This is a genomic window from Coriobacteriia bacterium, from assembly GCA_016649875.1.
In the GTDB taxonomy this organism is placed as follows: domain Bacteria; phylum Actinomycetota; class Coriobacteriia; order WRKU01; family JAENWW01; genus JAENWW01.
In genome coordinates this window covers 1-12,236 of record JAENWW010000021.1, presented here as the reverse complement: position 1 = coordinate 12,236, position 12,236 = coordinate 1, and the positions used below count along the sequence as shown (strand labels likewise).

13 protein-coding genes are annotated in these 12,236 nt (G+C 49.9%); all 13 read right to left on the bottom strand.

Translation table 11 applies throughout. From position 1 onward, the window contains the following. Positions 1 to 84 precede the first annotated feature (84 nt). Positions 85 to 603 carry an adenine phosphoribosyltransferase gene (locus JJE36_06850; GenBank protein MBK5212003.1) on the bottom strand — a complete coding sequence of 173 codons (519 nt, stop codon included), beginning with the start codon at positions 601 to 603 and terminating at the stop codon, positions 85 to 87. Between the two features lie 66 nt (positions 604 to 669). Next, positions 670 to 1,380, bottom strand: a complete 711-nt coding sequence (locus JJE36_06845) for a MerR family transcriptional regulator (GenBank protein ID MBK5212002.1) — start codon at positions 1,378 to 1,380, stop codon at positions 670 to 672. A gap of 8 nt (positions 1,381 to 1,388) precedes the next feature. Then, positions 1,389 to 1,820 carry an FHA domain-containing protein gene (locus JJE36_06840; protein MBK5212001.1) on the bottom strand — a complete coding sequence of 144 codons (432 nt, stop codon included), beginning with the start codon at positions 1,818 to 1,820 and terminating at the stop codon, positions 1,389 to 1,391. A 29-nt stretch (positions 1,821 to 1,849) separates the two neighbouring features. Beyond that, positions 1,850 to 2,086, bottom strand: a complete 237-nt coding sequence (locus JJE36_06835) for a hypothetical protein (GenBank protein ID MBK5212000.1) — start codon at positions 2,084 to 2,086, stop codon at positions 1,850 to 1,852. A 69-nt stretch (positions 2,087 to 2,155) separates the two neighbouring features. Beyond that, complete coding sequence (gene gcvPB / locus JJE36_06830; protein ID MBK5211999.1) at positions 2,156 to 3,640, bottom strand: aminomethyl-transferring glycine dehydrogenase subunit GcvPB; 1,485 nt, start codon at positions 3,638 to 3,640, stop codon at positions 2,156 to 2,158. Then, on the bottom strand, positions 3,633 to 4,958 hold the full coding sequence (gcvPA, locus tag JJE36_06825; GenBank protein ID MBK5211998.1) for an aminomethyl-transferring glycine dehydrogenase subunit GcvPA: 1,326 nt from the start codon (positions 4,956 to 4,958) through the stop codon (positions 3,633 to 3,635). The genes gcvPB and gcvPA overlap by 8 nt, the downstream gene beginning before the upstream one ends. A 13-nt stretch (positions 4,959 to 4,971) precedes the next feature. Continuing rightward, positions 4,972 to 5,352, bottom strand: coding sequence for a glycine cleavage system protein GcvH (gene gcvH / locus JJE36_06820; GenBank protein MBK5211997.1), 381 nt, complete (start codon positions 5,350 to 5,352; stop codon positions 4,972 to 4,974). A 44-nt stretch (positions 5,353 to 5,396) separates the two neighbouring features. Beyond that, on the bottom strand, positions 5,397 to 6,479 hold the full coding sequence (gcvT, locus tag JJE36_06815; protein MBK5211996.1) for a glycine cleavage system aminomethyltransferase GcvT: 1,083 nt from the start codon (positions 6,477 to 6,479) through the stop codon (positions 5,397 to 5,399). 127 nt (positions 6,480 to 6,606) lie between these two features. Beyond that, positions 6,607 to 7,845, bottom strand: coding sequence for a D-alanyl-D-alanine carboxypeptidase (locus tag JJE36_06810; GenBank protein ID MBK5211995.1), 1,239 nt, complete (start codon positions 7,843 to 7,845; stop codon positions 6,607 to 6,609). Further along, complete coding sequence (locus JJE36_06805) at positions 7,835 to 8,272, bottom strand: amino acid-binding protein (protein MBK5211994.1); 438 nt, start codon at positions 8,270 to 8,272, stop codon at positions 7,835 to 7,837. Before JJE36_06805 ends, JJE36_06810 begins: the two co-directional genes overlap by 11 nt. 4 nt (positions 8,273 to 8,276) lie before the next feature. Beyond that, positions 8,277 to 9,578, bottom strand: a complete 1,302-nt coding sequence (locus JJE36_06800; GenBank protein ID MBK5211993.1) for a phenylacetate--CoA ligase — start codon at positions 9,576 to 9,578, stop codon at positions 8,277 to 8,279. Between the two features lie 16 nt (positions 9,579 to 9,594). Beyond that, on the bottom strand, positions 9,595 to 11,478 hold the full coding sequence (locus JJE36_06795; GenBank protein ID MBK5211992.1) for a VanW family protein: 1,884 nt from the start codon (positions 11,476 to 11,478) through the stop codon (positions 9,595 to 9,597). 25 nt (positions 11,479 to 11,503) lie between these two features. Further along, positions 11,504 to 12,133 carry a CDP-alcohol phosphatidyltransferase family protein gene (locus tag JJE36_06790; GenBank protein MBK5211991.1) on the bottom strand — a complete coding sequence of 210 codons (630 nt, stop codon included), beginning with the start codon at positions 12,131 to 12,133 and terminating at the stop codon, positions 11,504 to 11,506. Between the last annotated feature and the right edge of the window lie 103 nt (positions 12,134 to 12,236).

Sequence of the window (12,236 nt, the reverse complement as noted above, 5' to 3'; positions counted from 1 at the left end):
GCAGCCTGCAAATATTTGCAGGCTGCCAAATGTAATCAAAACGATATAAGATGTTAAGTTACCGTTATGCGCACGGTCATGAGGCTATTTGACATGCATCAAAGAAAGAATAGGCAGATTCTGATCGAGTTTCTCCCTGCCGTGTAAGAAATCCAGTTCCATCAAGAACGAATAACCTGCAAGTTTCGCCCCTTGTGACTGAACGAGGCCCGCTTTTGCGCTAGCGGTCCCCCCCGTCGCCAAGACATCATCGACTATCAAAACGACATCATTTTCATTGATGGCGTCGCAATGGATCTCCAAAGAGTCCGTTCCGTATTCGAGTTGGTAGGTGGCGGAAATGGTCTTCGAAGGCAACTTACCGGGCTTTCGTGCGGGCACGAAGCCTGCCCCGAGTTCGAATGCAATAGCTGTTCCGAACAAAAATCCACGAGCTTCGGCGCCCATTATTTTAGTCACGCCGGCGTCGCGAAAGGGATTCGACATATCCAAGATCGACTGTCTGAATGCAACCGGATCGGCGATCAGGGGTGTAACGTCTTTAAAGATCACTCCCTCTTTCGGCCAATCGACAATATCTCTGATGAATGGTGTGTAATCCACTTGCTTCTCCTACCTCATCCTTTGTCATTATTACAAGTAGTTTGCACATAGGTCGCGTGCCTTCTTCTACAAAAGGTCATGCAATTCTTCAACCAGTGCTTTACGAGAAAGTCGACCTCTCAAGTGATCGAGCTGTATTGAAATTTCAGTCAGGTTTTCATTGAGTTGTGTCCGTGACTCGGGCGTCTTGTGTCGATACGTCGGTATCAGAATCTGACCGAATAACTGAGACTCACGCTGTGAAAACGTCACATACATCCGTAAATGCCGCGGTTCGACACCGAACTTTCGTAATTTCCATGCTGCCTGGACAAGGGGGATATCGGCATTTTCAACAGAGCGCGTCCCTTGCTGATGCGAAACATCGATAAGTCCGTACTCCGATAAATCCATGATGAAGCTTTCCGGGATGCCGAGCTTATTCAATGAATCCTTAACTGAAAACTTGCCCTCTGCATTCGGAGTCAAGGGAAAATCCTTATCGGCAGTTTCAGCGCGGTTTTCAAGCAATTCTTTCGGCATGATGCCGGAATCGAACTCAATGAGTTTTTCGCGAATGACTCCGAGAGGAAAAAAGAATTCCTTTTGAAGTCTCAGGATTATTTCTACGCGATCCATGTCCTTTTTGCTGAATTTTCGGTATCCACCGGGAGTTCTTTGCGGTGAAACAAGGTCCTCGTCTTCTAAGAAACGAAGCTTTGAGACGGAAAGTTCCGGATAGCGAATCGCTAATTTTTGTACCACTTCTCCGATGGTAAAATAATCCCTACTTGCCATTTACCGGGTCATCCCTTTAGGAACTGCATTTGAAATGTTCCGATTTGGATGATGCTGCCGCTCTTGAGTTCAGCTTCGTCGATAAGGACTCCATCGAGATAAGTTCCGTTAAGCGATCCCAAATCTCGAAGAATAACGACATCTCCGACACTGACGATTTCGGAATGTTCACGCGATACGGTACGATCGTTGAGAAAAATATCGGCGTTCGTGTCGCGCCCGATGGATATATTTGCATCGTTTATCGAAAAGCAGTCCCCCATTTGCGGGCCCTTTACAACGCAAAGTTCCATTCCGGCCGATGTTTCGACAGTTTCACGGACGAGAGAATCTGCAACATTGACAGGCGTGAAAGTCGTAGTCGATTGTTCAGTGAGCACCGCACACCGAGGACATTTCTCACCCGTATAATCAAAGCCACACACTTTACAAACTGTCATCGACGTATCCGTTCTAAAAAAAGTTCATTTCAATCTCGAAGAGTAGCCAATTCCGCAGCAAATGCATCGATGATTTCCGGGTTTTCCAAAAGTTCGGTGCGGCGACCCTCAGGTATGCGATTTCGCACGAAAGGATCCTCGAGAATATCAAACAACGAACGACCGAGATCTACTTCGCGGATGATATACTCACTCACCCTGTCTTCGGTCGGATTTGCTAAAAGGCGCTCGAAAAATTCATTCGTCGCGCGAGAAAAGTCAGACATTGATTCTCCTTGGGTTCATCGGGACGATGAGGCTATCTGCATAACCTCATTGTACCCCAGAATACATCTCTAATCGATACTTCCTGTCCATGCCACATTCGGTCTACGCGCAGCTTCAGCCTCGTCAAGTCGCCTGATCGGCGTGAAATACGGTGATCCTTTCACCAAATCGGGATCGTTTTTCGCCTCGGCGGCAATCTTGTGCATAGCCTCGATGAATGAGTCGAGAGATTCCTTCGATTCGGTCTCGGTCGGCTCAATCATCATCGCTTCATCGACGAGTTGCGGAAAATAAATCGTCGGCGGATGAAAGCCGTAGTCGAGGAGTCGTTTCGCCATGTCGAGAGTATGTACCCCGTAATCGTGCCCTTGACGCGAACCGGAAATCACGAATTCATGCATGCAGATTCTGTCATAGGCGATATCGAACACGTCGGCCAATTTGACGCGCATATAGTTTGCGGAGAGAACAGCTTGCTCACCGGTGTCTCGAATCCCTTGCCCGCCGAGCGCTTTGATATACGTATAGGCGCGGACCAATACACCGAAGTTCCCCATGAACGAGCGAACCCGTCCGAGAGAGTTCGAGGGCGTCACAAGTCGGTAGGATTCCCCCTCTTTTTCCACGATGGGACCCGGCAAAAAGCTTGCAAGCTCGGCAGAAACGCATACAGGTCCGGCACCCGGTCCCCCACCGCCGTGTGGCGTTGAGAAGGTCTTATGCGTGTTGATATGAAGCGCATCGAAACCGACATCGCCAGGACGGGTGATACCGAGAATCGCATTGAGATTTGCGCCATCGCAATATGCATAAGCGCCGACGGCATGTACGGCTTGCGTGATTTCGAGAATTTGGGAATCAAACATCCCCACCGTGTTCGGATTGGTCAGCATGAAAGCGGCGGTATCCTCATCGAGCGCGGCCTTGAGCTTCTCTATGTCGACCATCCCGGATTCCGTGCTCTGAATCGAAACGACCTCGTAGCCGCACATTGCGACTGAAGCCGGATTCGTTCCGTGAGCGGTATCGGGAATGATAACTTTTTTGCGTGGATTACCTTTCGCCGTATGTGCCGCTCGGAATACGGAAAGCGCCGTGTATTCTCCGTGTGCGCCGGCAGCCGGCTGCAAGGTGACCGCGGGAAACCCCGATATCGTGCCAAAATCTTTTTGAAGTTCGTACATCAACTGCAGCGCGCCTTGAACCGAACTTTGCGGTTGATAAGGGTGCAACCCCGCAAAACCACTGAGACGAGCCATATCCTCGTTGATACGGGGGTTATACTTCATCGTACAAGACCCCAAAGGATACATTCCCGAGTCGATACCGAAGTTCATGGAAGCCAAATGCGAGTAATGACGCATTATCTGAACCTCCGTCACCTCAGGCAGTATCGGTGCGGATTTGCGCGCAATCGAGCCGAAAGTGTCGGCAATGTCAATCGCAGGTACGTCGAGCGCGGGAGGAACGATGCAAGTCAAACCTTTCGAACTTGTCTCATATATGGTTTCGCGCGGTCCTCTGTAAACACCGGTCTCGGTGAGATTATTCATGTGCTTTCACCTCATTCACAAACGCATCCATTTCTTCACGGGTGCGCTTCTCGGTTACCGCGAAAAGTAGTACATGCTCATCGAGGACGACACCGGATATATAACCGTGCTCGAACAAATCATCATACAGAATTTGAGCGGCGCCCTTATAGACCAGTGCGAACTCATATCCATAAACATGCTCGTTGAGAGGTTCGAATTTTCCCGTTGCAACGAGAGCGTCATGCAAATACCGTGCCTTCGACACTGCAGAAAGAGCGAATTCTTTTAAGCCGGTCGGACCGACTCCGGCCAGATACATGCCGGCAGCGAGAGCATTGAGCGCGTGGTTGCTGCAAATATTGGAAGTGGCTTTCTCACGACGGATATGCTGTTCTCTCGTACTGAGTGTGAGCACATACCCCGTGTGACCGTCGACATCGGTTGTCTTCCCGACGATTCTTCCGGGCATTTGTCGAGTACATGCACTCGTACAGGCGAAATATCCCAATCCCGGTCCGCCGAAACTCATCGGGTTTCCTAAGGATTGCGCTTCCCCGACGACGATATCGGCACCGAGATTTGCGGGTGCTTCCACAAGGCCGAGCATGAACGGATTTGCGACGACGATGAGAAGACCCTTATGGGCATGAATCGCATCGGCGATTTCTTCCAGCGGTTCGTAAGCACCGTAAAAATTCGGATAGCCTACAATGACAGCGGCGACCGTATCATCGATTGCTGCCAAAATATCGTCCGTAGGAGTAACGCCGTTCACTGGATCGACGAATATCGGTTTTACGGTATCGGCGTGCGTATAGGTCTTCAAAGTCTCAAGATACTCGGGGTGCAGGGAGCCCGCCACGACGACTTTGTCGCGTTTGTGAGCGAGGCGGACGGCCATGAAAGCGGCTTCAACCATCGCCGTTGCACCGTCATACATGCTGGCGTTGGCTCTATCCAGTCCGGTCAATTGGCAAATGCCGGTTTGATATTCGTAGACCGCCTGGAGTGTCCCCTGCGAAACTTCGGGTTGATACGGGGTGTAGGCGGTAAAGAACTCCGGCCTCAAAAGCAGATGATCGATAAACGCAGGAATGTAATGGTCGTAACAACCGGCACCAGCGAAAGAAACCAACTCCGTAGCCGGAGTATTCTTCTTCGCCAAGGCGGTTATCTTCGACACCAATTCCATCTCACCGGCGCCATCGCCGAGCGGCAGGAGCCCTTTCAGACGTGCTTTCTCGGGAACATCCACGAAGAGTTCCTCGATGTTTTTCACGCCCACCGCTTCAAGCATTTCCTTTTTCTGCTGAAAGTTAATCGGAAGATAATTCATAGACGCCTATCTCCTACTCGTCGATGGATGCGAGATATGCCTCGGCATCGAGAAGATCTGCGAGTCCCGACTCATTTTCAATGCGGACTCGAATCATCCATCCGTCGCCGTAACAATCATCGTTTATCGTCTCGGGGGCATCCGCCAAAGAATCGTTAATGGCAATGACTTCTCCACTGACGGGCATGAACAGTTCGGAAACCGACTTGACGGACTCAACTTCGCCGAACGTGTCGCCGACGGCGAATGATTCCCCTTCATCGGGCAGATCGACATACACGACTTCGCCGAGAGCATCTTGTGCATACTCGGTAATTCCGATTGTCGCTTCATCACCTTCGACTATCACCCACTCGTGGTCGATGGAATACTTACGATCCTTGGGCATATCCATTTTGTTCCCTTTCTCAAGTTCGAACGTAGGTATCGAGTTACAGTCTATTTCACCAAAAACGGTGGTTTGACAACGGTGGCGGAAACGGTGCGCTTCCTGATTTGAATTTCAAGTTCAGTCCCGGGCTCGGCGAATTCAGCAGGTACATAAGCCGTAGCCATCCCCTTGCCCAAAGACGGTGAATGCGATCCACTTCCGACGGTCCCGATTTCTTTCCCTTCATGCAAAACCGAATATCCGTGTCGAGGAATTCCGTTCTCCACGAGCAAATGAACGAGCCGAACACTCGGCCCCGTTTCGCGAATCGCCTTCAGGGCCTCGCAACCGGTATACCCTTCTTTCGATTTCGGGCACGCCCATCCGAGACCCGCGGAAATCGGATCACGGGTTATATCCATATCACTCCCGTACAGTGAGTATCCCATCTCGAGACGCAACGTATCACGCGCGCCGAGTCCGACGGGAGAGACCTCGGGAAATGAAAGCAACATGCGCCAAAGAGCTACGACATCATCTTTATGGACGATGATCTCGACTCCGTCTTCCCCCGTATAACCCGTGCGAGCCACGAGAACATCGATCTTACCGTCGATGGTGGCGGGCTCGATGTGAAAACGGTGAGGAGGCTCCCATGAGGGACCGAAAATCTGTTTGAGAACCCCCAATGCCTTTGGACCTTGAACCGCTATGAGACCGGTGCGGTCCGTCTCGTCAAACATTTCGACGTTGTCGGGCTTATGCTCGTACAACCAGTTCCAATCTTGAAAGCGATTGGAAGCATTTGAAATGATGAGGAACTCAAGACCTGTATTGTACACAATCAGATCATCGATGATGCAACCCGCATCATTTAAGAGCAGCGTATACTGCGCGGCACCGATATCGACGATTTTATTCACCTCGTTCGAGAGCATCGTGTTCAAGAAATCAAACGCTCCTTCTCCAGAGATTCTGAATTCGGCCATATGCGAAACGTCGAAAATTCCGACTGATTCGCGCGTGGCAAGATGTTCTTCGAGTATGCCTCCATATTGTACCGGCATCTCAAAACCGGCAAAATCGACCATGCGCGCACCGAGCGCGACATGTTCATCGTAAAGCGGAGTGCGAATCAACGTATCGGACATGAAAACTCCCTACAGACAATCCCGCCATGTAAAAAGCGCATTTCTGCGCCGGAACAACATAGTTACAATACCAAAAAACTTACCTGAATATGAAATGAATCGACTCAATGGTCTCTTCAAGTAACACTTAGTTAAAAAGTTTAATCAGCGCTATGAACGGTCTCAGCAGAATAAAAGGTTTGCTCACTTTTTCGGTGGCGACGAGCGGAACGGTTGCGATGAGCTTGCCTCTCTGGATATATTTCGCGACGCCGACGGTATCCCCTTTTTGTACGGGGGCACTGACGGGGGAACGCTCGAGTTTTCTCGTGATCTCACCCGCAATGTCGAAAACCGGAATGGTCAGACCATTTTTCATTGCAACAGCTACTGATTTATTGAGATAGTCGGATATTTCTACAGTCCCGACTCCCGTCCCTTTCACCGTGATTTGTTGATTCCTGTAATGATTGAAACCGAAATCCAAAAGTGTGGCCGACTCGGTGAAACGAGCCGTATCGATGCTGGTCCCTAAAGTGACGGCATAGAGCTCGATCCCGTTTCGCAGGGCGGCAGCGGAAAGACAGTAGCCGGCAGGAACGGTCCATCCTGTTTTTATGCCGATTGCGCCTTGGTACTTCCAAAGCAAAAGATTCGTACTGGGAAGCGTGTGCTTGGCCATAGCGGTCTGAAACCTCACTAATTTCATTTTGACGATCGAGCGAAATTCGGGAGACTGCATGGCATAGCGACTCATGATGGAAACATCACGTGCCGTCGAATAATGTTGCGGGTTTTCAAGACCGTCGGGATTTTGGAAGTGAGTCCCGGTCATGCCGAGTTCTTTTGCTTTTTCATTCATCATTGTAACGAATTTATCTTGACTTCCGGCAACGTTATAGGCAATCGCGACCGCAGCATCGTTGCCTGATTTAACGAGTGCGGCCCCGAGCAAATCCTCCATCGTCATCGTCTCGCCTGATTTGAGAGACGCGGTCGATTCACCGATTTGAGTACTCAGCTTAGGGATAGTGACCTTATCAGTCGGCTTGCTGTGATCCATGGCCACAATCGCCGTCATCACTTTCGTAATCGAGGCGATGTGATGTCGCTCGTTTGCATTTCTCGACCAAAGAACGCTCCCGTCTTCAGTCACCAAGATACCTTCATCCATCGAAACATCAGGCATGAGCGACGAGGAAATATTATAGTCCGTATAGACACCGTCTTGAAGCTTATCGTACTTCCCCACCACGGCCATTGCTTGCGCCGGCACGAGCGAGAAAGCCAGGACCGCTACAATCAGCAGTGCATTCAATCGAGTGATGAACCGATTGCACAATACCGTGTGAGCTTTACGAATTTTCACGAATCCACTAGTTTTCATTCGTACTTGTCAGTAAATCTTCATCGGAGACGATTTTGTATCCGGCCTCAAGAATGGTCTTTTCAAAACTCGGATCGTTGAGTCGAAATATATTGACCGCTTTTCCGGAGTTCGGCTCGATGAAACAATAGGTATAAGAAATGTCCACCCCGTGGGAAGAGACGAATTCCAGGAAGTCAGCGAGAGAACCGGGCGTATCCGAAAGCTCGACACCGCACACAGGTGTCATGGCAACGGAAAATCCTTCATCGAGAAGCACCGATTGCGCCTGAACCGGATTATCGCAGATGATACGCGCAACACCGAATTCGGAAGTGTCGGCAACGGCGAGAACATGCATGTTGATTTCCGCATCGGCCAAGAGCCGCGCCATCGAAGAGAGCGTACCCGGGGCATTTTCCAAAAAAACAGATACTTGTTTAACCATTGAGCTACTCCTTGCCGCAGCGAAGATCGACTACACGTTGAATTTTACCCTGTGAACGCGCTAAAGACTTAGGTTGAACAATTTTTACATCAATTGAAATCGCAAGTGCCGAAGAAATACGGGCGCGTACCTTACGCGAGGTCTCTTGGATAGTCTTGATTTCATCGAAATCAATCCCGGGTTCCAATTCCACACGAACTTCGACGGTATCCATGGAGCCCTTCTTGTCCAAGATAATTTGATAATGCGGTGCGACATTTTCAATCGAAAGCAAAATGTCTTCGATCTGGGAGGGATACACGTTAACCCCGCGAATGATAAGCATATCATCGCTTCTACCGGTAATTCTGGCAAGACGTCTGAATGTGCGACCGCAGGCGCAATCTCCGGGAATGATGCGACTGACGTCTCTCGTGCGATAGCGTATGAGCGGAATTCCTTCTTTGGTCAAAGTCGTCAAAACGACTTCGCCGTATTCTCCGTCCGGAACGGGTTTCAGTGTTTCCGTATCCAAAATTTCGATTATGAAGTTGTCCTCGTTGATATGGAGGCCGTTTTGCTCGAGACACTCGTACCCGATACCCGGCCCCATGATCTCCGAGAGTCCGTATATATCCAGAGCTTTGATTCCGAAAAGGTTTTCAAGTTTATTGCGCATCGATTCAGACCATGGTTCGGCTCCGAAAATGCCTACCCGTAGGGGAAGTTCCCGCGGATCGACGCCTTGCTCCTTCGCCGTCTCCCCCACAAGCAGAGCGTAGCTCGGAGTGCAAGCTATGGCCGTGACTCCGAAGTCACGCAAAATTTGAACTTGACGGTTGGTATTTCCTCCGGAAACCGGCACGGCGGCGGCACCCAATTTTTCGACACCGTAATGCGCGCCCAGCCCACCGGTGAAAAGTCCGTAGCCGTACGCGATATGGACGATGTCCCTGTCATCGAGCCCGGCGGCGCTTAAAGCACGAGCAACGCATTCGGCCCACATTTCCACATCGTTTTCGGTATAGCCCACCACGCTGATCTGCCCCGTGGTACCGCTCGAACAATGAACGCGAACGATATCTTTCATGGGAACGGCGAACATTTTATAGGGGTATGCTTTTCGCAAATCGTCTTTGACCGTGAAAGGAAGTTTCCCCAAGTCTTTTATCCCGCGAATATCATCCGGCCTTATGCCGAGTTCATCGAATTTGTTGCGATAGGTATCGACTTTTTCGTAAACATTTTTCACCACAGCTCTCAGCCGTTGAGACTGAAGCTCATCGAGGCTGCAGCGATCCATGCATTCGAGTTGTTCTTGGTACATGAGCTCCCCTGTTCTTCTAATTTGCTATTAAGTCGATTACTTTCGTACCCACGCGAACAACCTGAGGTTTTGCAGCATAGTGGGAAGTGAACGTATCTTTCAGAACCTGTTTCGTCCCGTCGCTCACCGTCCGCGTCAACACGACCGTTCCACCTTTGATGCCGGTTCTTTCGATGATTTTGGTGCCTGTCTTAAGCTTTTCATCTTTGATCTCATTTATCGGATAATCTTTGATGTTCGACCAGTCGCTTGTCGAGAGGTTTACCGAATAACCGAGATCGGTGCCGTAAATCGATATTGTAACCGAACTGTTCGTGTATGCAGAAGAAATAAACACCCATGTGTCGAGATTGTTCACGAACTTTAAATCGGGTCCGCCCCAAGATACGGTCGCATCACGTCCCACCGGATATTCACTGATGTAGTAGGAATGATTCCTACGTTGCGTAATCGGCAAACCGGAAAGCAATACGGCATTGAACAAAGTTGTGTTGACTTGGCAGATACCGCCGCCGAGTTGAGGCACCACCTCACCGTTTACAATCGCTCCCGCTTCCTTATATCCTTTTTCCGCTGTTCGCTCACCGATGGTCCCGTTAAAAGAAAACGTTTTACCGGGAGCCAAAAGAGTTCCAGCAATTGAACGCGCCAAAAGTTGGATATTGGCGACGCGAGGCTTATTGCCCGGGTTGAATGAAGTGGTGTAGGTTGAAATCCGATTTTCAATTCCCATGGTTTGGGCTTTTTTTGTCGTGATACTCGGCTCGACGGCATGGGTTGTGACACTTACCACCTTGGGCGTTTTTGAGGACTGGAGCGCAGCGATGATATCTTTCGATAGTTTTGCAGGATTAGCTCCGGTTCCGTTTTTCGCAGGTATTATGCTGGCGCGGCCACCGGCCGTTGAAAATCCGGCATCGACTGCCGCCCTCCCCACTGCCGTCCCCATGAGAGGAAGGACATGCTTTCCCACCAGATCAGTCGAAATGAACGGGACGAGATACACTTCTCCCGTTGCATCCGATTTCAACAAAGTTTCGTTGACGTAAGCATCGGTTTCCTTAAGATCGTCATTTCGCTTGAAATCGAACAACTGCGCTATACCATCTGATTTTAGTTTCCAACTCTTTTTATTGTAGAAGACCGTGATTTCGGTTTTCACCAGGCTCGATGCCACATCGGCCGCATCCTGTGCTTCGGCTTTTGTCACGGCCACCGATTCGTCCTCGACCGGTGCTGCAACATCGACCGGTGCCACAAGTGTGCGAGTGTTTTGAATCATGGCAACCGAAAGTTTGTTGACGAGCCTGTCGGTATTGAGCGCCGTTCCGGCATGACCGTCCGTCACGACGAAACGACCGTTCTCGAGCTTTACGCCGTAGTCGACGGGACTGACATCAGTCTCAGCCTGAATCTTTTCATACAACTTAACGGACTTTTCGGTATTGACAGAGGAAATCAAAGCCGTATCTTGCTTACCGATATAGGAGCCGAGAGACTCGCCCATACGCTTGAGAATCGAACCGGTCCTTCCGACATCGTATGCATTGACGGCAATTTGCTTCTCATCGAAATCTAAGCCGATATCTTTACTGGATACCTTCCAAATATGTTTTTCATACGTGACTTTCACACTGTTCATTGAAGATTCATTCAGTTGACCGTCAAGGTACTTCGTTGCTTCCGTTACGGTTTTACCGCCCAAATTCAAGCCGTTGGCGGTCACTCCGTAGCGAATCTTACCGGCGTTAATTGCCGAATCGAAACAAAATATGAGTAATATTGCAACGAGCACTCCGCCCAAACACACGCCGGCGATAGACCATGGGCGCTTTTTTCCAAGTTTTTCTTTTCCGGCTTGTACGGAGCCACGACCTCCGTACGAATTTTTTTCGATCACAATCAACCTTTCAAGTATCACGTATCTAAACTTTCTTATCTCCGACGGTTCCGAAAAAATCGGCATATCCGATGGAGGTGTAACGAGCCGCGGTAATCAGTGACAAAACCACGCCCGCATAGACTAACCAAATCCACACGACATACACCGCTCCGTTAAAGCCTGGAAGCCAATTCGCAGAAGTCACTCCGAGACCGGCGGTACGAGGCCAATCGAGAATGAGCCCCGTGAATCCCGTAAAAAGAAGTGCCGTGGTGAGCTTGCCTGTGAAAATCACTTCGATCTGCGGTCCTCCCCGATGTTTGACTCGGGATAATCCAATGGCGAGGTATGCGTCGCGTAGAACGAGAATCGACACTACCCAAAGTGGAATTCTACCCACCACGAAAAGCCCGACGACGCCGGCTAAAATGAGAAATCTGTCTACGAAGGGATCAAGCAACTTGCCGAACTCACTGACGGTGTCGGTCCGCCTTGCAATCTGTCCGTCTATGAAGTCGCTCACACCGGCAAGTGCGAATACAAAAAATGCCGCCTTATTGTTCCCCTTGTCGACAAGAAGAAAAAAGGCTACCGGAACCATTATGAGCCGAATGACGGTTATCACATTGGGCAGGGTGAATTCCGGATTGATTTTATAGTTTTTCTCGTTCATGGCCTGTGTTTCCCTCACGGTCATCTTTCCTCTTTAGTTTAGCAAAGGAACTGCCTTTTGAAAATTACTTCGGAAAAAACCGTAACTGTACAGATACCCCATT

What these genes read in the sequence shown, in the direction of transcription:
- JJE36_06845 (MBK5212002.1), bottom strand. Translation starts at nt 1,380, where the DNA reads ATGGCAAGTAGGGATTATTTTACCATCGGAGAAGTGGTACAAAAATTA.
- JJE36_06840 (MBK5212001.1), bottom strand. Translation starts at nt 1,820, where the DNA reads ATGACAGTTTGTAAAGTGTGTGGCTTTGATTATACGGGTGAGAAATGT.
- JJE36_06835 (MBK5212000.1), bottom strand. Translation starts at nt 2,086, where the DNA reads ATGTCTGACTTTTCTCGCGCGACGAATGAATTTTTCGAGCGCCTTTTA.
- gcvPB (MBK5211999.1), bottom strand. Translation starts at nt 3,640, where the DNA reads ATGAATAATCTCACCGAGACCGGTGTTTACAGAGGACCGCGCGAAACC.
- gcvPA (MBK5211998.1), bottom strand. Translation starts at nt 4,958, where the DNA reads ATGAATTATCTTCCGATTAACTTTCAGCAGAAAAAGGAAATGCTTGAA.
- gcvH (MBK5211997.1), bottom strand. Translation starts at nt 5,352, where the DNA reads ATGGATATGCCCAAGGATCGTAAGTATTCCATCGACCACGAGTGGGTG.
- gcvT (MBK5211996.1), bottom strand. Translation starts at nt 6,479, where the DNA reads ATGTCCGATACGTTGATTCGCACTCCGCTTTACGATGAACATGTCGCG.
- JJE36_06810 (MBK5211995.1), bottom strand. Translation starts at nt 7,845, where the DNA reads ATGAAAACTAGTGGATTCGTGAAAATTCGTAAAGCTCACACGGTATTG.
- JJE36_06805 (MBK5211994.1), bottom strand. Translation starts at nt 8,272, where the DNA reads ATGGTTAAACAAGTATCTGTTTTTTTGGAAAATGCCCCGGGTACGCTC.
- JJE36_06800 (MBK5211993.1), bottom strand. Translation starts at nt 9,578, where the DNA reads ATGTACCAAGAACAACTCGAATGCATGGATCGCTGCAGCCTCGATGAG.
- JJE36_06790 (MBK5211991.1), bottom strand. Translation starts at nt 12,133, where the DNA reads ATGAACGAGAAAAACTATAAAATCAATCCGGAATTCACCCTGCCCAAT.